The organism is Actinomycetota bacterium, from assembly GCA_005888325.1.
Taxonomy (GTDB): Bacteria; Actinomycetota; Acidimicrobiia; order Acidimicrobiales; family AC-14; genus AC-14.
The window spans coordinates 1-22,419 of the sequence record VAWU01000058.1 but is presented as its reverse complement, the minus strand read 5'-3'; the positions used below and the strand labels follow the sequence as shown (position 1 = coordinate 22,419).

The following is a 22,419-nucleotide window of genomic DNA, read 5'->3' as shown; positions in this document are numbered from 1 at the left end:
GTGGCGCGGCGCGGTCGGGCTACTCACACAGGCAGTTGGCGAACCCGGCGCGCCTCAGCCATTGGGATACACGATGAAGCCGGTATCGGTAGAGACGCCCGGGCTGGAGTCCACCCCACTGGCCACCAGCGTGGACCCGTCGCTGCCCTGACCCGTGAAATGGACCGTGACGAGTCCGCCCGACAGCGTGCCCCCGAAGTGACCCGTCCAGGTCACCTCACCCGAGGTGAAGGTGAAGGTGCCGTACAGCGAGCCGTCGCCGCTGGCGTTGACGTTGATGTTGGCCTCGATGGTGAAGGCACCGTTGAGGTCGCCGCTCAGCGTGGAGTCGATGGGCACGCCGCGCAGGTGGGTGATGCCGTCGCTCACCCATTGGCGGGCCGGTGGTCCGGTGAATGTGACCGTCTCGGTGCCCGTGAACTGCGTGCGTGTCGCCTGCGCCGAGGCGGGACTCACCATGCCCACCGCCAACATTGCACTCGTCACCACCGAGGCGCCGACCAGGCGCTTGAGGTTCGTTCTCATGGCCCCCCTCCTACCCGTAACCACGAGGTGTGTGCTGCGCGGCAGGCTTGCACGGGCGATGTTCGCCGTCAAGATGGACTGGCGCCGTGGCCGGTGGCGCGTAAAGCGCGGTTGCCCGGCGCCGCTCGGGAGAGCTTCGCTGCTATCCGACAACTCGGGGTCGGACGATGTCGCCCCGGCCCGCCTGCTCGGATGGGATCACCGCAACATCTGATGCTGGCACCGCCCTGGGTCGTTTAGGTCCGCCCTCCTTCGCTCGGGCGCCCACGACCCTGGTGCCCCGCCTGGTCCACCAGTTCCGCGTTCACCGCGTGCTTGCGAACCGACTCGATGCGCCGGAGCGCCGAGGCTCGGGACTGGTACGCCTGACTCGTCGCGATGACCTTGCCGTTGGGGCCGACGAGGTCGAAGCGGAACAAGCCGGTCCGGCCCCGGATCGTGGTCGTGCACCGTCTGGCCACCTACGGCTGGACCTACGGCGTCCAGGCCCGCATCGCCGAGGAGTTGGGCGTCTCGGACGCGACGATCAGCCGCGACCTCAAAGCCATCTTGTCCTCTCTCCATCGAATGTCCGACCTGCACGGTCCGTCATCCCATGAAGCGATGGACGGAGCTGGAGCGCCAGGGTCGGGTGCGGATCGGTGGTCCTCCGCCGGGTCACGAGGGGCCTTGATCTGAACCAGATGAGGGCGGCGATGTGGATCGCGACGATCTAGTTCGAGATCGTCCGAGCGATCGGGTGCGACCGACCGCTGGAAGCAGATGGAGCGCTGAAGACGGGTGAACGGATCGTGAGCTGAGCGCAGGCGTCGCAAATCAATACCGCAATGAGGTGCAGTTCCGTCGGACGCATTCGGCCTTGTTCAGAGGCTTCGCCTAGGATCCGAAGGCTGACGGCGTCTCGTCCGTTCCGTGTGCTGGGGGCACCGGCACCCAGGCAATGATTGGGGTGGGAGATGGCCGTCGTCCGCACGAGATCGGTTTTCGTCCTGATCCTCGCGGCGGTTGGATTGCTATGCCTGGGCTGTGAGCCCAGAGTGCTCGTCGTAGGTGACTCAATTACTGCGCTCTCGAAGCGAAAGATCATTGCGACCTGGAAGGGTTCCGGCTACGACCCCTCTTTCCTGGCCATCGGCGAGGTGGGAGCGTGCGCCAATGTCCAGGGACCAGAGCCTTGGATCGAACGCATCCAATCGAAGCTGTCGCGCGGGGAGATCGAGGAGGTCGTCGTGGAACTGGGGACGAACGACGTCCAGACCGGACAGGATGACTGCATCAACGATTACGCCAATAAGGGCATGGCGCCCATTGTCGACGTTCTACCCAACGTTCCCATCTTCTGGTTGACCGTGCGGGAGGACATCGACCCGCCGCGCTCCGCAACCTTGAACGCGAAGCTGCGGGAGGCCGCGGCGCGATGGCCAAACCTCGGCATCCTCGATTACGACGGTCACTTCCGCCCTCACTGCTCGGATTGGTGCGACGGCGTCCACCTGAACGCAGCCGGTCAGCAGGAGTACGCGACGTGGCTGGCGAGCGCGCTCGACGATGTGACCTGCAGCCAGTTTCAATACCAAGAGCAAGCGCAGATATTCGCGAGCAGACATCCCGGAGCAGCCAAACTTGGCGTCGATCGTGACGGGATCGCATGCAAAGGCCTGCCACACCAACCACCCGATTGCTCAATTGCGCCGCCCTTTAGCCAGTCTGACATGCCCGCCGTTGTGCGAAGCGGGACCTGGCAATTGCGGCGCAGCTACACGACCGCGGGTGACCTGTGCTTCAGCTTCGGAGATGCAGGGGATGTCCCACTCACTGGCGACTGGGATGGCAACAGGACGAAGACGCCGGGTGTGTTCCGCAACGGCACGTGGTATCTGCGGAACTCCGACACCACCGGCGGTGTGGACATCGTCGTTCATTTCGGTAACCCCGACGACGTTCCGGTCGTAGGCGATTGGAACCACGACGGGACCGACACACCCGGAGTGTTCCGTCGCGGAACCTGGTACCTGACCAACTTCTCCGATCGGGGAATCGCCGAGGATGTGGTCCCGTTCGGTAACCCCGACGACGTTCCGGTCGTAGGCGATTGGAACCACGACGGGACCGACACACCCGGAGTGTTCCGTCGCGGAACCTGGTACCTGACCAGCTTCTCCGATCGGGGAATCGCCGAGGATGTATTCAACTTCGGACAGGCGAGCGACATTCCGAGGACGTGGCGCTGACGTAGGTAGCATTACTTCCGCGCGACCGCGGCACGTTCAACGCGCCGGGAAGCTGTTCGTCCACCAGTAGCGGTCGGCGCATCACGGCGTTCGTGTCGCAGGGGAGCGTGGAACGCGCGCCACTCGGGACACTTCACCTTCACCCAGTCCTTGCTGCGGGCGCCCGGTCGGTAGATCGAGGAAGTCGCTTGGCCACCACGCCCTCCAGCCCGAGTGCGACGCACGCGGCCATGACCTCGGGGCCATCTCCGGCGAACGACGACACCGTGCACCACGCTGATCCGATGAGGTTCAGCTCATCGAGCTGTGCCCGGCGCTCGACGTTGGGCAAGCGAGTCAGATCATCGTCGTCGAGTTGCAGTAGGTCGAACGCCACGAACGTGACGCAGGTCCCTCGGGCCACTCTGGATGAGTCGTTGAGGACGCTAGTTTGAACGGGGCGACGCCGCCCGCGGGTTCGTTACCGGCCCGTGGGCTCCACCAGCATCCCCACGCGGCAGGTCATCCACTCACTTCGAGTCGCGCCTCCAGCACCACCAACCACGTGAACACCACGGCGAGCTTGGGCACCACCGGGTCGCCGACGTTGTCCGCCTGGGTCCGATCGACGAAGAAGGCGGGGACGTTGGCGGTGAGCACCCCGGGGAGCGCGATGAGGTGAGCCTGAGAAGGCGCGGGCCGCTGTACACAGCAGATCATTCGAGGCGTTTCGCTCATCGACAAGCTGCGAAGATGCAGGTCGGCACACCGCTCAGTCCCCAATCACTCGTAATGAGCAGGTCGACGGTTCGAATCCGTCCTCGGGCTCGGCGTCACCGGCACGGCGTCGTCGACCCGATGGGCGTCCGCTACGTCGTGATCACCAGATCCGGGTAGCGGGACAGGGGGTCGCTTCCCCGAGGACGCAAACCTGGACCGATCTCGGACACTCGGGGACAATCGCGGACGTGTTGGCGTCGCGATGAGGACTGGCATCGATCGCACCTCGTCAACAGCGTCGCCTCGCGGACCTGGACCAGTGTTGCCAGGCCGCATCGCGAGACTGGCCGCGCTGGGCGTTGATCAAACAGATTCCGAGGATGAGCGACTAAGGAAGGCGACGCTGACGCTGGCGGCCACGTTGATGGCTGCCATGGCGATCGTGTGGGTGGCGACGTACTGGTCGCTGGGCCTGTGGCGGTCCGGAGCCATCCCCTTCGGCTACCAGCTCGCGACAGCGGCCGGCCTGTTGGCGTTCGCCCACACGAGACGGTTCGGACCGTTCCAGACGAGCCAGCTCGTCATGATCCTGGCACTGCCGTTCCTTCTGCAGGCCAGCCTGGGCGGCTTTCGCACGTCGAGCGCCGTCGAGTTGTGGGCCGTGACTGCACCGCTGGGTGCGCTGCTGTTCCGGGTACGCCGAGCGACACCGTGGTTCATCGCCTTCGTGGTGGCGACCGTCGCGTCCGGTGCCCTCGAACCCGGCCTCCACGGTGAGGGCCATGTCCCTACGTCGATCGTGATCGCCTTCTTTGTGCTCAACCTGCTCGGCGTGTCCACCACCGTGTACTTGCTCTTGCGGTACTTCATTGGTGAACGCGAGCGCGTCTTGCACGCACTGCGGGTGGAACAGGGCCGATCCGAACGTCTGCTGCTGAACATCCTGCCGGCCACGATCGCCGAGCGCCTCAAGGACGGGCCCGACGTCATCGCCGACGGCTTCGACGTGGTGACCGTGCTGTTCGCGGACATCGTCGGCTTCACCGCCTTCGCCCACGCGCGGCCGCCGGCCGAGGTGGTAGCCCTGCTGGACCGATTGTTCTCCGAGTTCGATGAGCTGGCGGACCGGCACGGCCTCGAGAAGATCAAGACGATCGGCGACGCCTACATGGTGGCCGGGGGGCTGCCGGTTCCCCGCCCCGATCACCAGGTCGCGATCGCGGAGATGGCGCTGGACATGTGCACCGCGGTCGACCGCTTCCGCGCGGAAGCCGGCGTCGATCTGGCTATCCGGGTGGGTATCGACAGTGGGCCGGTTGTCGCGGGCGTCATTGGGCACCGCAAGTTCAGCTACGACATCTGGGGCGACACGGTGAACATGGCCAGTCGCATGGAAGCACAGGGCCTACCCGCGTGCATCCAGGTCACACACAACGTCTACGAGCATCTCCGCGGGCGCTACGAGTTCCGAGAGCGAGGAACGATCGACGTCAAGAGCAAAGGACCAACAAAGACCTACCTGCTGCTTGGGCGCCACTGAACCCGCGAAGCGATGCTGGGTCGAGATAGCGCCCCATACTCCGACGATCACGCCGAGGTGCGTTACCTGGTCCTGCCCGAGCGGCCAGCGGGAGCCGAAGGGGCCGGCGAGGAGGAATTGGCGGCGCGGGTGACCCGTGACGCGATGATCGGCGCGCAAAGTTCCGGGTGCGGCTCATCAACGCGATCTCCGACCATCCCGACCGTCCCTACTACGAGTCGTGGACGGCAGCGCTCGAAGCGCTCGTGCTCGACCATGGGCTGCCGGAGGGGGCGAACTCGCGCAGCGAGCAAAGCACATCGAGCCGTGACGTCCGTCGCCGCTGGCGCCGCGACGCTGCGGACCCGAGCGCGTCATCGAAGCCGTTAACACCCCGACTTGACGCGGGCCTGGATGAGCAAGATGGCGGCACCGAGCGCAACGCCGTGGTGGCCATGGTGGACCGCGAGCGTGTCGATGACAGCGGCGATGGCCGCCGGTCGATCCGGTTCGTCGATCGTCCCGAGCACGGCGCGTCCGGGACCCGAGTCGGCGAGGTACCGGGCCGCCTCGGCGGGGTCGGCGCCGAGCAGCAGCGTTGTCGCGACGGGGGTGACGTCGACGTCGCGCCAGCCGGCCGCGTGCAGCACATCCGCGACGACGCTTGGCGCCGACTGCGCGAACATTCCCGGTGCGTTGCCGCCCATCTCTGGCAGCGACCCGAAGCGCAGCAGCGCGGCGCCGGGCACCGCGAGCCAATCGTTCGCCGTGAGCGGTTGCCAGGTCGCGATGCACAGCCGCCCGCCGGGGCACATCGCAGTGGCGATGTTGGCGAAGGCGACGACGGGATCGTCGAAGAACATGGTCCCGAACCGACTGATGGCCACGTCGAACGCCGCCGGCGCGAACGGGCGGGTCTGAGCGTCGGCGTGGAGGAAGGTGACGTCGGCGCGGGTAGCGGCTCGTCGACGGGCGACGTCGAGCATGGGCGCGGAGAGGTCGATGCCAGTCGCGGTTCCGGGTGAGACGGCGTCGGCCGCGCCGAGGGTGGTGATGCCACACCCGCACCCGATGTCGAGCACAGTCTCGCCCGGTGTGAAGCGGGCGGCCTCGAAGAGCACGTCGGCGACCGGTTGCAGAACGCGGTCGCGCCGGTCGGCGTCCGCGACCCACCGCAAGCCGTTGTCTCCGTTCCAGGCGTCGGCCTGCTCCTGGTTCGCGACGCTCATCGGGATCGCTTCGCCGCCCGCCGAGACGTGCCGGGGCGCCGGTCGAGTTGTTGGCCGAGGGTGTAGATGGCGAGCCGGCCGGTGCCGTGGGCGAGCAGGCCGCGCCCGCGGGTCGCCAGCCGGGCGAGCTGCGCGTCGTCCAGGCTGGCTGGCGGGTAGGCCAGCAGCTTGGCAGCAGTGCTGGCGACGAGGGTGGCGGCGTCGTGAACGGCGGTGAGCAGCGTGAGCACCTGACGCGGCGGGTAGCCCGCAGCGAGCGCGTCGACGGTGAGCTGCAACAGCGAGGGGCTGGGCACGCAGTAGCGGTCGGGGCCGCACTCGTCGATGAGCCCGACGGCGAGCAGGCAGTCGAGTCGTTGGGGCACGAGCGCCGGCAGCAAACGAACCAGTTGGTCGAGCGTCGCCGGCGTGCCAGGTTCGTCGAGGTGCACCAGCTCATCGGGGGACAGCCCGAGGACGTCGGTGAGCTCGTCGCCGTCGCGCCAGGACGCGAGCAGGTCGCGGATGCCGGCTAACGAGTAGCCGCGCTCTTGGAGTCGGCCGATCAGCTGCAGCCGGTGCAGATGGGCGGTGCGATAGACGCCGACGCGCCCGCGCTTTTCCGGCGGCGGGACCAGGCCCATCGTCTGGTACTCGCGGATGGTGCGGGTCGGCAGGCCGACCCGGGCGGCGAGTTCGTCGATCGAGAACTCGTCGGTGCCCTGCTCGTCAACGATCGCAGCCACGCCTAGACACTACCGCCTCCAACCGTTACGGTAAATACCGTGACAATTGTGGAGCCGGCAGTCGCCGGCGGGTTGTTGGACGTGCTGCGGGCGGTGACCGGCCGACCGGCCCTCGACTTCGACGGTGCCCCCGAGCCGCTGACCGGTGGGTTCTGGGCCGAGTTGATCTCGTTCCGGTTGCGCGGCGGGCCCGGCGGGTGGGACGGGCAGCTGGTCGCTCGGGTCATGCCCGACCCGGCGACCGCGGCGAAAGAGACCGCGTTCCAGGCCGAGGTCGCGGCGCAAGGGTTCCGGACTCCGGCGGTGCACGCCGCCGGCGGCCCCGAGGTCGGCGTGGACGGCCGGGCCTACATGGTGATGGACCTGGCCGCAGGGCGGCCGCTGCTCGCCGGGCTCGACGGCGTCGGGGCGCTGGCCCGTCTGCCGTCGTTGGCCCGCCGGCTGCCGGTGACCTTGGCCGATGTGCTCGCCCGGCTGCATCGGCTCAACCCGACAGTCGTGGAGCGGCGCCTCGACGTGGCCGGCGTGGCCCGGCCCGGGCAGGAGCCGATGTTGGTCAGCCTGGTCGACACCGCCGAGCGGTTGGGGCGGGCGGATCTGGCCGCGGCGGGGCGGTGGCTGCAGGCGCACCCGCCCGCGCGGGAACCGGTGGTGGTGTGCCACGGCGATCTGCACCCGTTCAATGTGCTGGTCGATGACGCCGGCGCGGTGACGGTGCTCGACTGGTCGGCCGCACTACTGGCGCCGGCCACCTACGACCTGGGCTTCACGTCGCTGGTGCTCGCCGAGCCTCCCCTGTTGGTGCCCCGTCCGTTGCGGCCGCTGGTCCGCGCCGCCGGTCGGGCGCTGTCCCGCCGGTTCGTGCGCGCGTACGAACGGGGCGCGGCCCGACCTGTCGATCGGGACTCGTTGCGATGGCAGCAGGCGGTCGTGTGCCTGCGCGCCCTGGTCGAGGCGGCCGGCTGGGTGACGGCGGGAACCATCGACGACCGCGGCGGTCACCCGTGGGTCATCGCCGGGCAGGCGTTCGCGGCGCGACTGCGGGCGATGACCGGCGCGGCGGTCACACCTCGCTGAGAGCTGCGGGCGGCGATGTCCGGGTCGTCGGCCCCAAGCCGGGCGGGTGCGTTTCGTACATCCGCACGAGGACCACGAATCCCGAGGCGGCGGTCAGCGCGGCGACCACCCAGATCGCCGCGGTGATCGACACGACATCGGCGAGGATCCCCGCGAACAGGGCGCCGACCGCGAACCCGCCGTCGCGCCACAGCCGGTAGACACCGACCGACCGTGCCCGCCACGACGGGTGTGCAACGTCACCGATGGCGGCCAACAACGTCGGGTACACCATCGCCGTGCCCGCGCCCAGCACCACCGCCCCGAGGGCCCACGACCAGAACCCGGTGGCGCCGGCGGTCCAGCCGATGGCGGCGGCCTGGGTGAGCATCCCACCGGCGATCAGCGGCTTGCGGCCGACCCGGTCCGACAGGGCCCCGGTGACGAGCTGCCCGACCCCCCACACCGCGGGATAGAGCGCGGCGAGCACGCCGATCCGCCCGACGGTCAACCCCGCGTCGGCGAAGAAGATCGGGAACAGCCCCCAGGCGAGACCGTCGTTGAGGTTGTTGACCAGCCCGGCCTGGCTGCACGACGACAATGCCCGCTCCCGGAAGCTCGTGAGCCGGAACACCTCCCCGGTGGACAGCGCGTCGTTGTCGCCGTCGTGGCGGGCGACGTGGTTGGCCGCCTCGAGGTGGGCGTGGCCGCGGGTCTCGCGCACGAACAACGTCGACAGTCCGAGACCGAGACCGGCGAAGACGAGGCCGAGGTAGAACGGCTCGGGGCGAAGCCCGGCGTGCTCGGCGATGTACCCGGTGGCCAGCGCGGTGACCGCCACGGCGGCGTAGCCGGCGGCCTCGTTGAGTCCCATGGCCAATCCCCGGCGTTCGGGGCCGACGAGGTCGATCTTCATGATCACGGTCGTGGACCACGTGAGCCCTTGGTTGACGCCGAGCAGCACGTTGGCCGCGATCACCCACGCCCAGCTCGGTGCCCACATCAACAGCAACGGCACCGGCAGCCCGATCAGCCAGCCGGCGACGAGAACCGGCTTGCGACCGTAGCGGTCCGACAGGGTCCCGGCGAAGAAGTTGGTGGCCGCCTTCACCGCGCCGAACGCGGCGATGAACGTCAGCGCGGCGGTGAACGCGGTGAGCCCGAACTCCCGCTCGGCCAGCAACGGCAACACCGTGCGTTCCTGGCCGATCATCCCTCCGACGAGCGCGTTGACGCCGACCAGCAGGCTGAACTGCGCGAGGTTCTGGCGCAGCCCGAGCGCCGGTGTGCGGGTGTCGGTCACCGCCGCGTCTCGAGACGGCCACCATGGCCCGCCCACTCGTCGGGCCCTCCCATCACCACCGCGACACCGGTGCGGCCCTCGCGTTCGAGGAGGCTGACGGCGGTGGCGGCCCGTTCACCGTGGCCGCACATCGTGGCCAGCGGGCCACCCGGGAGCGCGTGCGCGTTCGGCGCAACCGCGCCGAGTTCGACATGCATGGAACCGGGGATGTGCCCCGTCGCGTACTCATTCTCCTGGCGTACATCGAGGACCGGCCGGTCGATCGTGCGGACGTCGACGAGCTCGGTTGAGTCGAGGGGGAGGGCGGCGGCGCGCCACGCATCGACATCGCCGGTGAGCGCGCCGAGCAGCTGGTCGTAGCCGATGGTGTGCGCCTGGCGCGCCACTTCGCGGGCGTCCTGTCCCGGTTCGAGAACGAACACCAGCGGGCGGTCCTCGGCGGCCAGCCAGCCGAGCCAGGACCCGAACTGGGGCCGCAGCGGAATGGCCAGCGCGCCCCGCAGATGCCCCGCGGCCCACGCCGCGACCGGCCGGGCGTCGACGACCTGCGCGCCAGCGCCGACCAGCGCCGGCAGGTCCCCGGGTGCGATGGCGCGCAAGGGCGGGAACGGCGACCCGAGCACGTCGGGACCGACCCGGTTCCGTTCCCGCAACCGCAGGAAGTACGGCGGGAAGGAGCCAGAGCCGGCGAGCAGCCGGGCGACGAAGGTGTCCTCGTCGGGCGCAGCCAGCAGAGGGTTGGCGGCTCGCTCCCGGCCGATCGTCGTGGTGCGCCCCCCGTTGGTCGGCGCGGCGCAGAACGACCCCGCGCCATGGGTTGGATACACGGCTACGTCGTCGGGCAGGGTCAGGATCCGTTCCTGCAACGACCGCCACAGGGCCCGGGCCAACGGCTCGGTCTGGTCGGGCGCGATGAGATCGGTGCGTGCCACCGCGTCGACCAACAACGCACCACCGGAGAACAACCCGACGGGCCGGTCCCCGTCGGACAGCAACCAGCTCAGGTGCTCGGGCGTGTGCCCGGGCGTGGCCAGGGCCTGCAGCACGAGACCGCCGAGGTCGAGCTCGTCGCCGTGATCGAACCCGCGGTGGGGCCACTCGATCCCGCCCGCCCGCGGCGCTACCACGGTTGCCCCGTGCGCCGCCAGCTCTCGGCTGCCGGTGAGGAAGTCGGCATGGAGATGGGTCTCGACGGTGAACGCGATGGTGAGCGCGGCCCTGTCGGCCGCCGCCAGGTAGGGGGTGGCGTCGCGGGCGGGGTCGACGATCAGGGCTCGCCCGTCGCCCAGGTCCACCAGGTACGACGAGTTGCCGAGGCCCTCGTCGACAAACGCGACCGGCGCGAGGGTGTGTCTCGTCACGTGGGCTTGGTGGCGGCCACGACGATGTAGCCGAGGTAGGGGACCGCTTTGGCCATGCGGGGCACCAGCCACGCCATCTTGCGCAGGTGCGCCGGTCGAGCCATGACCCGGCCCATCACCGCGACACTGTGAGCGAAGCCTTCGTCGGCGAGGAAACCGCGGGCGGTCATCATCTCGAACGGGCCAGTAACGGTGTCGATGTCCGTGAGACCGGCGCCGGTGTAGATCTGCACCCAGTCCTCGACGGTGTCGAACTCGAGGCCGGGGCACACCTGCCCCAGGAAGATCTCCTTCGCCTCCGGCGTCGGAGCTTGGCGCCAGAAGAACTCGGTGGCCAGTACGCGCCCGCCGGACTTGGTGACGCGGGCGAGTTCGTTCGCAGCGCGCTGGCGATCGACGAACATGGTGACCGCTTCGGCGATGACGACATCGAAGGTCGCGTCGTCGTACTTGAGATCGAGAATGTCGCCCTGTGCGACTTCCACGCGATCACCGACCGCGGCAGCACTGACGTTGGTCTCGGCTCGCTCGAGCATGAGTGGCGCGATGTCAACCGCGGTCACCCGGGCGCCGCGGTCGCGCGCGATCTCCACCGCGGTGGTGGCCACGCCGCAACCGACATCGAGTACCCGGCTGTCCGGCGTGATGCCGGCGCGGTCGAGGAGTGCCTTGGTCGAGGCGCGGCCGCCGGGATGGATGACCCGCTTGCCGATCACGGCCATGAACTTGTACGGGTCGAGCTTGGTGATCTCGCCGGCGGCCAGTTTCGTCATCGCAGTCTCCTCCGCCCCGCAGGATCTGTTCATCGTGCTCCGACCGTTCTGCCATTGTCAAGTACTCACTTGAATACTTGACAAGAAGGCGGATGGGGTTGACGATGCGGAGCGTGGGTGAGCGAGCGGCCAAGGACGCACTCTTCGACGGATTCGCAGAAGTGGCCAAAGCGCTGGCCAGCGGGCGCCGGGCCGAGATCATCGATGTTCTCGCTCAGGGCGAGCGGTCGGTGGAGGAGATCGCCGCCGAGATCGACCAGAGCGTGGCCAACACGTCGCACCATCTGCGGGCCATGGCCCGGGCCGGGCTGGTCACGACGCGGCGCGACGGCACGCGCATCTTCTATGCGCTGGCCAGCGAGCGGGTCGGTGAACTGTGGGCGGCGTTGCGCGATGTCGCCGGTGAACACGTCGCCGGACTCGAGCGGCTCGCGGCTGCCTATCTCGGCGACCGTGATGGCATCGACGTCGTCGATCGCAAGGAGCTCGCCGCGCGATTGAAGCGCGGCGAAGTGCTGGTGCTCGACGTCCGACCAACGGCGGAGTTCGAAGCGGGTCACATCCGCGGTGCGCGATCGCTGCCGACCACCGAGCTGCGCCGTCAACTACGCGCCATCCCCAAGGACACCGAGGTCGTCGCTTACTGCCGCGGCCCCTACTGCGTGTATGCCGACGACGCGGTGCGCGAGCTGAATCGTCGCGGCTTCCGGGCGCGGCGATTGATCGACGGGTTCCCCGAATGGAAACGAGCCGGCCTGCCCGTAGCCGCCGGCAACGGAGGGAGCACAGGTGGCTGAGAATCTCCTCGTCGACCCTGACGCCCTGCGCGAGCAGGTCCGCGACAAGTACCGCGAAGTCGCGACCGACCCCCACCGCACGTTCCACTTCCACACCGGCCGGGCCCTCGCGGCCCGCCTCGGCTACGAGCAGGCAGCGGTCGACGCGCTCCCCGATCCGGCCGTGGAGTCGTTCGCTGGGGTGGGCAACCCGTTCTCGTTGCGGCGGCTGCAGCCGGGCGAGCGCGTCGTCGATGTCGGCTCCGGGGCCGGGTTCGACAGCTTCATCGCCGCCGACCATGTGACCGACGCCGGGCGGGTGGTGGGCGTCGACATGACCCCGGAGATGCTCAAGAAGTCACGGGCCACCGCCGACGCGCTCGGCTACGTCCACGTCGAGTTCCGCGAGGGACTCGCCGAACAGCTTCCGGTCGAGGACGGTTGGGCCGACGCGGTCATCTCCAACGGTGTCATCAACCTGTGCCCCAACAAACAGACGGTCTTCACCGAGATCCACCGGGTCCTGAGGCCGGGCGGCTGGTTGCAATTCGCCGACATCGCCAACGGTCGCCCGGTGCCGCCGGAGGCGCTACGCGACATCGACCTGTGGACCGGCTGAATCGCGGGCGGACTGCCCCGTGCGGGCTGGCAGAAGATGCTCGAAGACGTCGGCTTCACAAGCGTCCGGATCGGCGACGCCGCCGACACGTTCGGCGGCGCCACGGGCGAGGACAAGGCGCGGGCGTACGAGGTGTACGGCTATGCCTTCCTCGCCCGCAAGCCGCACTGACCATCCGAGGAGACCGATGACAACCGATCGAAGCAGCGACTGATGGCAGCGAAGCTTGGGCTCGTACTCGACTGTGCCGACCCAGACAGACTCGCTGAGTTCTGGTCGGCAGCACTTGGCTACGTCACCCTCGGCGGCGCGGGCAACTACGTACTTCTCGTCGACGAGAGCGGAGAGCAACCCAAGCTCCTACTGCAGCGCGTCGACGAACCCAAGGCTGGCAAGAACCGCATGCACTTCGACATCGAAACGCCGACGGTCGATGAAGAAGTCGAACGGCTGGAAGCGCTCGGCGGGCTCCGCATCGTGGACGACGCCATCGAGGAGCACGGCAGCCGCTGGGTGGTCATGGTCGATCCCGAAGGCAACGAGTTTTGCGTGTGCAACGCGGGCGCCGGCTAACGACCTTGGCCACCGACGCGGCCATCACGCGACCAATGCGCGCCGACTGCGCGGCCGCCTACGACCGCGGTGTCGACGGCTACATCAACGTGTGGAGCGCGGTCATCCTCCCGCCAGCGGAAGCGGTTGTCGCCGCGCTCGACCTTCAACCGGGCGCACGGGTCGTCGACGTCGGTGCGGGCACCGGCGCGCTTGTCCCGACGATCTCCGCCCACGCGCGCGGGAGCCAGGTGGTCGCTCTCGACGCATCAATCGAGATGCTACGCGCCGCGAAAGACCGCACCGACGCGTCCGTCGTCCACGCCGACGCGCTGACCCTGCCGATCCGCAGCAACTGCGCGCACGCCGTGCTCATGGCCTACGTGCTGTTCCACCTCAAGGATCCGAAGCGCGGACTCGCCGAGGCCCATCGCGTCTTGCGCAGCGGCGGCACGATCGGCACCGTCACATGGAAGAGCGAGGCCACTCTGCCGGTCGACGCCATCTGGACCGAGACCCTCACCGAAGCGGGCGCGCCGCCGCTCCCGCCGCGCCGCGTCGACACTGGACTCGACAGCGCTGATGCAGTGACCGACCTCCTCACCGACACCGGTTTCCAACCCCGCCGGATCTGGCTCGAGCGGTTGCAACACCAATGGACAGCCGACACCTACTGGCAGCTCGTCACTGGATCCGGTCTGAACCGGTTGCGGCTCGACGTGCTCGATGACCCGGTCCGCGCCGAGACGCTGACGCGCGCTCAGCAGCGATTGGCTTCACTCGCACCCGACGACTTCGCGTGGAGCGGTGAGGTTGTATGCGCGGTGGCCACACGATGACTGCGTCAGTCGCGGTCACCGATCTGTTCGGGATGGAAGCCGGAGCACAGCAGATCGAGCGAGTCGATGGTGTCTCCCGCGTCGGCGTAGGCCTGCTGTTCGATGACGTGCCAGCCCGCGCCGACGTCGAACGGTGCTGGCCGGACGCGAAGCCGCCACGACAGATGCAACCGACCGCCGACTTCGCCGACGGTGGCGTCGATCAGTTCGAAGTCCTCGGCCTCGCCGAACCACGAGCGGAACACGCCTCCGACGACCTCCGATCCTTCCCAGTCCATTGGACCGGGCGGCAGCATCGCTCGGAACCGCACGCCCGGCGCGAGGGTGGTGGCCATGCGTTGGTAGTCGCGGTTGGCGAGGGCTTCGAGGAAGACACCGCCCACCGACCAACGGGCCACCGTCGGGTTGTCGTTCGTGACTGACATGGCATCCTCCCATTCGATGTACCTGCGGTCCACGGTACGAACCGCGCCGCACGGTGTCGTCCGGGGTTCCCCCCACAAACAGACGGAAGCGAGGCCGAGAGATGACCACTACGGGTGCGTCTCCAACCGTGGCGGCTGGTGACCGCGATTCGGGTGTGAAGCTGCCCGAGCTCGTTGCTGCCTTTTCGTTGGCAACCGATCTCGGTCTCGGCCAACCGATGGAGCACGTGCTCCGCTCGTGGCGCATCGCAGCGCGACTCGGCGACCGCATCGGCGTCGACTCCGACGAACGCGGTGCGCTTTATTACGTCACGACACTCGCGTGGGTTGGCTGTGTCGCCGACACCCCCGAAGTGGCGGCGGTGTTCGGCGACGACATCGCCTTTCGCCGCGACAGTTACGAGGTCGACTTCGCCGGTCTACCGCTGCTCGGCTTCATGCTGCGCCACATCGGCGCCGGCAGCCCGGCGCTGCATCGCCTCCGCTTAGGAGCCAAGCTCATCGTCAGCGGCGGCAAGGCGATCGAGCGCGGCCTCATGTCGCATTGCCTCACGACTGCGCGCATGGCCGAGCGCTTCGGTCTCGATGATCGCGTTTGCGAACCCTTGCAGCAGGTCTTCACCCGATGGGACGGCAAGGGCGTGCCGGGCGACGTCGGTGGAGAGGACATCGCCCTGCCGATGCGCCTCTTCCACCTTGCCGACGCCGTCGAGGTGCACCACCGCACCGAGGGCACCGACGCCGCTATCAAGCTCGCCCGCGCCCGGCGCGGCAAGCACTTCGATCCGACGGTCGTCGACGCGTTCTGCGACGTGGCGGGCGACGTGCTCGGTGATCCCTCGGACGAACCGGACTGGCGTTCGATGATCGACAACGAATCCTCGCTGCAGCAACGACTGACGGACAGCCAGTTCGACGCCGCGCTCGAAGCCATCGCCGACTTCACCGACCTGCGGTCCGCGTCTCGAGCCGGCCACTCCCGCGGCGTTGCGGAGCTCGCGAGGCGCGCCGCCGCCGAACGGGGACTGCCCAGTTCTGACGTCACCGCGGTACGACGGGCCGGCCTGGTGCACGACATCGGCCTGCACGGCATCCCGGCCACCATCCTCGACAAGCCAGGACCGCTCTCCGAGCGCGAAGCCGAACGCCTTCGCATGCACTCCTACTACGCAGAACGCATGTTGGCGCGTCCCGACGAACTCGCACGCATCGGCGCCATCGCCTCGATGACTCACGAACGCTGCGACGGCTCCGGCTATCACCGCGGCCTGGCCGGACCCGCGATCCCGGCGACGGCACGGGTGCTCGCCGCTACCTGCGCCTACCGGTCCATGATCGAATCCCGACCGCACCGGCCCGCGCTCACCGCCAAGCAGGCCGCCATCGAACTTCGTTCCGAGGTGCGCGCCGGACGCCTGGACGCACACGCCGTCGACGCCGTCCTCGCCGCCGCCGGTCAACCGCACGGCAAACGCCGCAGCGGTCCCGCGGGCCTCACCCCGCGCGAGATCGAAGTCCTCGCCCTCATCGCCCGCGGCGCGACGACCCGGCAAGTCGCGCAGCGCCTCGAGATCACACCCAAGACGGCCGAGACCCACATCGAACGCATTTACACCAAGACCGGCGCATCGACCCGGTCGACAGCCACCCTCTTCGCCATGCAACACGGCCTGCTCGACACCCTCGAACCCCTCGATCTGTAGGGGGAACCCCGGACGACACCGCCGGCTCATCTCCGTACCGTCGCTCTCGACAAATCGACAGCGCGGAGGAGAAGCAGTCATGTCAGGCAAGGCAGTGATCAGTCTCACGACCGGGCTCGAGGACCCAGAGAGGGTCACCATCGCATTCCTCGTCGCGGTCGGCGCGGCGGAGAACGGACGCGAGACACTCATGTTCTTGACCAAGGAAGCGGTCAGGCTCGCGCTCGACGGCGTCGGTGTCGGCGTCGCGTGCGACGGCTGCCCGGCGTTGCCCGATCTGATGAAGCGGTACGAAGCCGCCGGCGGCCGCTACTTCATCTGCCCGATCTGCTTCAACGCCAAGAACCTCGACGAGAAGCAACTCATCGCCGGCGCCGAGATCCAAGGCACCGTCCCGATGTGGAAGTGGATCGGCGAGGAGCCGGCGACCACGTTCAGCTACTGAGGCCGCGCCCCCCCGGCGCGGCTTCCTCAGCGCGATCTATCGTGACCGCGGCAAAGGAGGAGCCCATGCCGTTCATCCAGATCATCGAATACAAGACCAGCAAGCTCGACGAGCTCAACGCAGCACTCGACGGGTGGCTGGAAGCAACCGAAGGCAAGCGGGCCGCGTCCCGCGGCGTGCAGACCAAGGACCGCGACGCCACTAACACTTACGTGCAGATCGTCGAGTTCCCGTCCTACGAAGAGGCCATGGCCAACTCGGACCTCCCGGAGACGAGGGAGTTCTCCGCCAAGCTCGCCTCCTTGTGCGACGGGCCGCCGACATTCCGCAACCTCGACGTCCTGCGCGAAGAGACCATGTAGCGATAATCGGAACACAGACGAACAGGAGGACTGACAATGGCAGGCGTCGAGCACCGAGACTTCAGCACTCCCGACGAGACCCGCACTCCCGACAAGACAACCGTCGAGCTCGTCAACCTCGCCGGCGGCCAGATCGGCCGCTACACCTTCCAGCCGGGCTGGAGATGGTCCGAGTGCATCAAGCCAGTCGTCGGCACCGACAGCTGCCAAGTCGAACACATCGGCTACTGCCTTTCGGGCCAGATCCATGTCACGCATGACGACGGCACAGAGACCGACGTCGTCGGCGGCGAGGTGTACCGCATCGGCCCCGGTCACGATGCGTGGGTCGTGGGCAACGAGCCGATGGTGTCGGTCGAGTTCCAGGGTGCGGCCAACTACGCCAAGCCGCGCTGACAGGGCCAACCTCGGCCGTGTCCGATGTTGATGCGACGGTGACTAAGAGCAACTAACTCAGCGCGTATCGCTCGCCGGTGCACTGCGAAGATGCAGGTCGGCACACCGCTCAGTCGGCAATCACTCGTAATGAGCAGGTCGACGGTTCGAATCCGTCCTCGGGCTCGCTCAGGACATGACGGGCACCATCGAGGCCATGGGGCCCAACGCCGAAGAGGCCGTGAGCGCGGCGACCGGCGTGCAGCCGGCCGCTGAGGCCGTGCGGGAGCTGGCCGACACTCAACAGCGCGAGGTGGGCGGCGCGTGGCGCGTGGCCCTCGTGCCGTCGTGCCGTCCGCCCCCAGCAGTCCTCGACACGCGCTGGGCGCTCGACAAGGGTGGAGACACGATGGGCTCGAGCCACGGTTGGCGCCCGTGACACACGGATACCAAGCGGAACGCTCCAGCCGTCCATCGCCCGGACCCGCTGGCGCTCCGACCGATCACGCGCGTCCGGGGGTCGTCTCGGGGTCCCGCGTTCCTCGTCCGTCCGTTGCGGGCGTGTTCGCTGTAGTACTCGCCGTGGTTGTCTCGATCCCGCTGCTGGTGACGCTCGAGGTGCTGCGCCACCCTCGTTGGTACCCGCTGGCCGACCAAGCGGACATCGAGTTGCGGCTGCGAGACGTGTGGACGGCGCATTCGCCCTTGACTGGCCTCTACTCCCGTCTCGGTGCCGGGCCGGGACGGGAAGGGAGCCGCCATCCGGGGCCGCTCGGGTTCTATGCGATGTGGCCGGTCTACCGAGTCTTCGGCGCGAACTCGTGGGCGATGCTCGCGTCGTCCGTCTCGCTGCATATCGTGGCGATTGGCGCGATCATCGCGACCGCGTACCGTCGGTCGGGGATCGCCCTCGTGGGCGGGGATCACCGCATCGGTTGCTGTTCTCACCCGCTTCTACGGGCCTCTGAACCTCACCGACCCCTAGACACCACACTTGCCCGCCCTGTGGTGGCTTCTCTTCGTTCTGGCTGTGTGGTCGGTGCTCTGCGAGGACATGGTGTTCTTCCTCATCGCGGCGGTCGCCGGTTCTTTCTGTGTGCAGACCGACATTGGATACGTTGGCCTGTTCATCGGGCTCGGCAGCGTGACGATCGCGGCGTGCGTTCATTCCGCGTCCATACGCGGTTGGCACGGCTAGTGGGTGCGTACCCAGCTCCGATGGATCGCCGTGACCGTCGGCGTGATGGGCGCGCTGTGGCTGCCGCCCATCATCGATCTAAGGCACAACTCACCCAACAACGTGTCTCAGTTGTGGCGCGCGCTGGGTCACCCGAACGCGCCACCCATCGGGGTGCGGCGCGGTGTGACGCTTCTGCTCGTGCACCTCAACCCGTGGCGGTTGGCGACGCACCGGCTCGGCTACAGCAACAACTTGGTAACCGGATCCGCGAGCGTGGGGACGCTGTTCTTGGCCGTGTGGGTCGCGAGCGTCTTAGTGGCCTGGCGTGCTCAACACGAGGCTCTGTTGCGCCTCGATGCTGTGCTCGGCGCGGCGCTCGTACTGGCGGCGGTGTCTATGAGTCGCATCTTCGGTGCTCTGTCCTACTACCTCGTCCTGTGGGGCTGGGGTCTCACCGCGGTCATGCTCGTCGCCGTCGGGTGGAGCCTCGGCATCGTGCTGAACCGGAGGGCCAACCCTGATGTTCGCCACACGAGGCTCGCCATCGGGACAGCGCTGCTCACCAGCGCCACGGTCTTGTTCGCCGCGCTGTTCACGATAGAGGCGAGCCGGGCCGAGGTAAATCAGGCGCAGCTATCGCATGTCCTTGGGGAACTCTCGGCCTCGACAGTCGCCGCGCTCTCGCGTGGTTCCGCGATCGGTGGCGGTCGACGCGGCCGCTACCTCGTCACCTGGTCGGATCCGTTCACGCTCGGGGTACAAGGCCCTGGTCTTCTGCTCGAACTGGAACGCCACGGCTTCGATGTCGGGACGACCCCCCCTCTTCGCTCCCAAGTGGGCGCTCATCGTGTGCTGTCACCGCAGGTTGCCGCGGGGCGCATCATCTTGGTGAAGGGTCCCGAGATCGTGCGAATGCGAGCAACGCCGGGCGTGCAGGAAGTCGCCTACGTCGACCATCGCACCCGCCGACAGCAATCGGCGTACGCACGGCTGCATGACCACATCGCTGACGAGCTGCGCCAGGCGCGACTCGGGTCGCTCGTACCCGACCTCGATCAGAACCTATGGGGAGTCGCGCTCGCCCCGCGGCTACCCAAGGTGATGTTCCCGCAAGTACTTCGCATGATGAACGCGAGCAATGACCTGCCGACAGCCGTCTTCGTCGCACCCCCGTCGTTGCCGCCCGGCCTTCCCGGTTGAGGCCCATTGTCGAGCTAGGAGTGGCGGGACTCTCAGTGCGAGCGGTGCGACGGGCGGGGGGTCAAAGGCTCGATCAGCACGCCGCGCGTCTCGCGCCGCTCGGCGCCACTCGCGATCGGCAGCGCTCACGAGGGTGCGAAGTAAGCAACCAATCGCTCCGCATACCACGCCTCCCAAGGCTCTTCTGGGCTCTGCGTGGCGTAGTCCTTGTCGAGCTGGACGAGCAGCCACGTGAGCTGGCTTCGCACCGGCGCCGCGCCCAGGATCTCGGGAAGCTCGGAGTGCTCGACGAGCCAGGCCGAGTACCACGAGGCCCAATCATCGTCGGCGCCATCGACGATCCGGTACACCACATGGTGCGTCTCGCCGGCCTCGTGCAGAAGATCGCGCACTCTCGCGGCGGTCTCGTTCATATCCGCGCCCATCCTCTCGGTCGAGTCCTGACAACGACCGTAGTTGCTCCGCGAAAACAGATCGGTGCCCGTTGATCACGGTTGAGCGCAGGTGCCGCTCGGCCGCCCTCGTCGGCCAATACGCGCTCCCTACTCCCGCTCGACGGCTAGGTTCGCGATGGAGTCCCGACGCGTATACCGCTCGTGACGATCAGGAAAACGGCGGGAAATCACGTCGCTTGTGTCAATCGCTTCGCGAGCTCAACGGCACCAGAGGCCGGAGCGACCGTGCGCGGCTTCGGCTACGCACCGGGCTCGACCATCAACGTCGTGAGTACGGGACCAGTCAGGCGCCGGCACCCCAAGGCCCCTACGGCGTCCTGTGCTCGGCGTCGGAGGCGAGCAACACGAGCTTCGCGTGCTCGGGATCGATCCCGACCGGAGATCTCGCGGGCGCGCCTGGTCGCCACGACATCGTGGCCAAGGACTCGAACGGGTTGAAGTCGGCCACGACGTTCAACCTCATTGGTTGACGTCGAGCCGAAACGACCGCGAGATCGTCCTATCAGCACTGAGTCGGACAGCATGATCGGCGCGACCTGACAACGTGATCGAACCTTCGGCGGTCCGGGCCGAACGCATCGACAGGCACGATATCGCCGTTCACGGCACCGCGGACGTTGACCCCGTACTCTTAGCCACGGGGGAAGGGAACGACCATGAGGCGAGCTCGTCTGCTTGCGGTGCTGGCGATCGCGGCTGTGCTGCTTGTGGCGTGTCGCCCCGGCGACCTCGACCCGACCTTTGGCAGCGGCGGCCTCGTCAAGCTCAAGTGGCCTGGGTCCTTCGAGGCCGACATCGGGGACCTGATCCAGGAGCCCTCGACAGGAAAGTTGGTGGCGTCGGCGGCGGTCCTCATCGGGGACTCCACCAGCTTCACCATCCGCTTCGGGCTGGCTCGGCTCACCAAGAAGGGCACGCTCGACACCAGCTTCGGCACTGGCGGGTACGTCGACACCGACTTCGGCCCCGACACCGGTTTCCGGAACCTCACGCTCCTGCCCGACGGCAAGATCCTGGCGATCGGAGGCGTCTCCGAGCAGACGAGCACGGGCTTCGACTCCGCCATCGCCCTGGCCCGCTACCTCCCGAACGGCACACTCGACACCACCTTCGGCGCGGGTGGCACGACCTACACCTACTTCCCGGGTCGGCAGGACGCAGCTACGGGGCGAATCGCGCTCCAGGGCGACGGCAGCATCGTGGTGGCGGACCGTGTCGGCCCGGATCGCGGTGGGGACTTCGCGTTGGCTCGCTTCAAGCCCAACGGCTCCGTCGACACGTCTTTCGGTGTGGGCGGGCGCCTGTTCACCGACCTCGGCGGTTTCGACGTGCCCTTGGGCGTCGTTCGCCAGCCCGACGACAAGCTGCTGGTCGTGGGGATCTCACGTCCGTCCATCTCAGGCTCGTCCCAAGCCGTCGCCATGGTTCGTTACAACCCCGACTCCTCGCTCGATTCCAGCTTCGGTGCCGGCGGGAAGGTGCTCACGAGCCCGGGCGGGCGCAGCTACGCCGTGAGCGGGCCAACGCTTCAAGCGAATGGCGACATCGTGTTGGGTGGCACGTCGCGGGTTGGTGTGGGAGATGCGGTGGCGACCCTTGTTCGCTTCTTGGCCAACGGCAGCGTGGACCTCAGCTTCGGCGCCAGCGGCGTGGTGCTCTACAACTCGAGCCCGAACGACATTGATTACTTCGGGCCGGCGGTGTTGGCGCCCGGCAACAAGCTGGTGACAACGCTCAACTCGGCACAGTTCTCTGCTGGCCTGGCGCGCTTCAACGAGGCGGATGGCAGCTTCGACTCGACCTTCGGCTCGGGTGGCGTGGTGGGGCCGGTGCCCCGCGAGAGCCCACAGGGCCTCGTCGCGACCCCTGAGGGGAACATCGTCGTGTCGAAGTTGCGGTTCACTTCGACGGGCAAGCTCAAAGCTTCCGGAGTCAATCGCTATCTCGGATGATCTGGTGTCGATTGCGCCCAAGGTGGGCAACCGGGAGCCCATCCTGGTAACGATGCCTTGTTGTCTCCCTCCCCGGGACAAAGGTCCTGGGACGCGCGGAGACCAGCAATGGGGA

General features: G+C 67.9%; 27 protein-coding genes. 17 read left to right on the top strand and 10 right to left on the bottom strand.

Annotated features, from left to right (window positions below; genetic code table 11):
* Positions 1-54 precede the first annotated feature (54 nt).
* Entirely contained in the window at positions 55-525 is a 471-nt protein-coding gene (locus E6G06_17050) for a hypothetical protein (GenBank protein TML87965.1), read from the bottom strand.
* A gap of 236 nt (positions 526-761) precedes the next feature.
* Positions 762-962 carry a DUF1508 domain-containing protein gene (locus tag E6G06_17045; protein ID TML87967.1) on the bottom strand — a complete coding sequence of 67 codons (201 nt, stop codon included), beginning with the start codon at positions 960-962 and terminating at the stop codon, positions 762-764.
* Between E6G06_17045 and E6G06_17040 the strand changes: the two genes are divergently transcribed.
* Together E6G06_17040 and E6G06_17035 are read left to right on the top strand one after the other, a co-directional pair.
* Positions 904-1,203 (top strand): HTH domain-containing protein, encoded by a 300-nt coding sequence (locus E6G06_17040; protein TML87964.1) that lies wholly within the window; start codon positions 904-906, stop codon positions 1,201-1,203. The two genes, E6G06_17045 and E6G06_17040, sit on opposite strands and share 59 nt — an antisense overlap.
* 278 nt (positions 1,204-1,481) lie before the next feature.
* The gene (locus E6G06_17035; GenBank protein ID TML87963.1) at positions 1,482-2,756 is read left to right on the top strand and encodes a hypothetical protein; all 1,275 of its coding nucleotides are present in this window, start codon (positions 1,482-1,484) and stop codon (positions 2,754-2,756) included.
* Positions 2,757-3,257: 501 nt separating this feature from the next.
* Here E6G06_17035 and E6G06_17030 read toward each other — a convergent pair.
* Positions 3,258-3,473, bottom strand: coding sequence for a hypothetical protein (locus E6G06_17030; GenBank protein TML87962.1), 216 nt, complete (start codon positions 3,471-3,473; stop codon positions 3,258-3,260).
* Positions 3,474-3,717: 244 nt separating this feature from the next.
* Here E6G06_17030 and E6G06_17025 point away from each other — a divergent pair, with 244 nt between their 5' ends.
* Both E6G06_17025 and E6G06_17020 read left to right on the top strand, forming a co-directional pair.
* Positions 3,718-4,995, top strand: a complete 1,278-nt coding sequence (locus E6G06_17025; protein ID TML87961.1) for an adenylate/guanylate cyclase domain-containing protein — start codon at positions 3,718-3,720, stop codon at positions 4,993-4,995.
* 12 nt (positions 4,996-5,007) lie between these two features.
* A complete protein-coding gene (locus E6G06_17020; protein TML87960.1) occupies positions 5,008-5,364 on the top strand; it encodes a hypothetical protein in 357 nt (118 codons plus the stop codon).
* Here E6G06_17020 and E6G06_17015 read toward each other — a convergent pair.
* Positions 5,361-6,203 (bottom strand): methyltransferase domain-containing protein, encoded by an 843-nt coding sequence (locus tag E6G06_17015; GenBank protein ID TML87959.1) that lies wholly within the window; start codon positions 6,201-6,203, stop codon positions 5,361-5,363. The two genes, E6G06_17020 and E6G06_17015, sit on opposite strands and share 4 nt — an antisense overlap.
* Positions 6,200-6,928 (bottom strand): MerR family transcriptional regulator, encoded by a 729-nt coding sequence (locus E6G06_17010; protein TML87958.1) that lies wholly within the window; start codon positions 6,926-6,928, stop codon positions 6,200-6,202. Before E6G06_17010 ends, E6G06_17015 begins: the two co-directional genes overlap by 4 nt.
* Positions 6,929-6,967: 39 nt before the next feature.
* Here E6G06_17010 and E6G06_17005 point away from each other — a divergent pair, with 39 nt between their 5' ends.
* The gene (locus E6G06_17005) at positions 6,968-8,005 is read left to right on the top strand and encodes a hypothetical protein (protein TML87957.1); all 1,038 of its coding nucleotides are present in this window, start codon (positions 6,968-6,970) and stop codon (positions 8,003-8,005) included.
* Here E6G06_17005 and E6G06_17000 read toward each other — a convergent pair.
* From E6G06_17000 to E6G06_16990, 3 genes are all read right to left on the bottom strand, one after another.
* Positions 7,992-9,197 (bottom strand): MFS transporter, encoded by a 1,206-nt coding sequence (locus E6G06_17000; GenBank protein TML87966.1) that lies wholly within the window; start codon positions 9,195-9,197, stop codon positions 7,992-7,994. The genes E6G06_17005 and E6G06_17000 overlap by 14 nt on opposite strands.
* Before the next feature lie 86 nt (positions 9,198-9,283).
* The gene (locus tag E6G06_16995; protein ID TML87956.1) at positions 9,284-10,648 is read right to left on the bottom strand and encodes an MBL fold metallo-hydrolase; all 1,365 of its coding nucleotides are present in this window, start codon (positions 10,646-10,648) and stop codon (positions 9,284-9,286) included.
* Positions 10,645-11,454 carry a class I SAM-dependent methyltransferase gene (locus tag E6G06_16990; protein TML87955.1) on the bottom strand — a complete coding sequence of 270 codons (810 nt, stop codon included), beginning with the start codon at positions 11,452-11,454 and terminating at the stop codon, positions 10,645-10,647. The genes E6G06_16995 and E6G06_16990 overlap by 4 nt, the downstream gene beginning before the upstream one ends.
* A gap of 80 nt (positions 11,455-11,534) precedes the next feature.
* Here E6G06_16990 and E6G06_16985 point away from each other — a divergent pair, with 80 nt between their 5' ends.
* The 4 genes from E6G06_16985 to E6G06_16970 all read left to right on the top strand — a co-directional run bounded on the left by E6G06_16985 (position 11,535) and on the right by E6G06_16970 (position 14,207).
* On the top strand, positions 11,535-12,218 hold the full coding sequence (locus tag E6G06_16985) for a metalloregulator ArsR/SmtB family transcription factor (GenBank protein ID TML87954.1): 684 nt from the start codon (positions 11,535-11,537) through the stop codon (positions 12,216-12,218).
* Positions 12,211-12,816, top strand: a complete 606-nt coding sequence (locus tag E6G06_16980) for a methyltransferase domain-containing protein (protein TML87953.1) — start codon at positions 12,211-12,213, stop codon at positions 12,814-12,816. The genes E6G06_16985 and E6G06_16980 overlap by 8 nt, the downstream gene beginning before the upstream one ends.
* A 213-nt stretch (positions 12,817-13,029) precedes the next feature.
* Positions 13,030-13,389: a VOC family protein gene (locus tag E6G06_16975; GenBank protein ID TML87952.1), complete on the top strand. Its 360-nt coding sequence runs from the start codon at positions 13,030-13,032 to the stop codon at positions 13,387-13,389.
* A gap of 5 nt (positions 13,390-13,394) precedes the next feature.
* Entirely contained in the window at positions 13,395-14,207 is an 813-nt protein-coding gene (locus E6G06_16970) for a class I SAM-dependent methyltransferase (protein ID TML87951.1), read from the top strand.
* Between the two features lie 5 nt (positions 14,208-14,212).
* Here E6G06_16970 and E6G06_16965 read toward each other — a convergent pair whose 3' ends face one another.
* Entirely contained in the window at positions 14,213-14,632 is a 420-nt protein-coding gene (locus tag E6G06_16965) for a hypothetical protein (protein ID TML87950.1), read from the bottom strand.
* A 155-nt stretch (positions 14,633-14,787) separates the two neighbouring features.
* On the opposite strand from E6G06_16965, the gene E6G06_16960 reads away from it, so the two are divergent.
* The 7 genes from E6G06_16960 to E6G06_16930 all read left to right on the top strand — a co-directional run bounded on the left by E6G06_16960 (position 14,788) and on the right by E6G06_16930 (position 19,897).
* A complete protein-coding gene (locus E6G06_16960; GenBank protein ID TML87949.1) occupies positions 14,788-16,335 on the top strand; it encodes an HD domain-containing protein in 1,548 nt (515 codons plus the stop codon).
* Between the two features lie 79 nt (positions 16,336-16,414).
* Entirely contained in the window at positions 16,415-16,780 is a 366-nt protein-coding gene (locus E6G06_16955; protein ID TML87948.1) for a peroxiredoxin, read from the top strand.
* A 65-nt stretch (positions 16,781-16,845) separates the two neighbouring features.
* A complete protein-coding gene (locus E6G06_16950; GenBank protein TML87947.1) occupies positions 16,846-17,142 on the top strand; it encodes a hypothetical protein in 297 nt (98 codons plus the stop codon).
* Between the two features lie 36 nt (positions 17,143-17,178).
* Positions 17,179-17,538, top strand: a complete 360-nt coding sequence (locus E6G06_16945; GenBank protein TML87946.1) for a cupin — start codon at positions 17,179-17,181, stop codon at positions 17,536-17,538.
* A 175-nt stretch (positions 17,539-17,713) separates the two neighbouring features.
* Positions 17,714-17,956 (top strand): hypothetical protein, encoded by a 243-nt coding sequence (locus E6G06_16940; protein TML87945.1) that lies wholly within the window; start codon positions 17,714-17,716, stop codon positions 17,954-17,956.
* A 555-nt stretch (positions 17,957-18,511) separates the two neighbouring features.
* Complete coding sequence (locus E6G06_16935; GenBank protein TML87944.1) at positions 18,512-18,715, top strand: hypothetical protein; 204 nt, start codon at positions 18,512-18,514, stop codon at positions 18,713-18,715.
* Between the two features lie 201 nt (positions 18,716-18,916).
* Positions 18,917-19,897 carry a hypothetical protein gene (locus tag E6G06_16930; protein ID TML87943.1) on the top strand — a complete coding sequence of 327 codons (981 nt, stop codon included), beginning with the start codon at positions 18,917-18,919 and terminating at the stop codon, positions 19,895-19,897.
* Positions 19,898-20,022: 125 nt separating this feature from the next.
* On the opposite strand, the gene E6G06_16925 is transcribed toward E6G06_16930, so the two are convergent.
* The gene (locus tag E6G06_16925) at positions 20,023-20,310 is read right to left on the bottom strand and encodes a hypothetical protein (GenBank protein TML87942.1); all 288 of its coding nucleotides are present in this window, start codon (positions 20,308-20,310) and stop codon (positions 20,023-20,025) included.
* Between the two features lie 698 nt (positions 20,311-21,008).
* Here E6G06_16925 and E6G06_16920 point away from each other — a divergent pair.
* A complete protein-coding gene (locus E6G06_16920) occupies positions 21,009-22,304 on the top strand; it encodes a hypothetical protein (GenBank protein TML87941.1) in 1,296 nt (431 codons plus the stop codon).
* Positions 22,305-22,419: the final 115 nt, after the last annotated feature.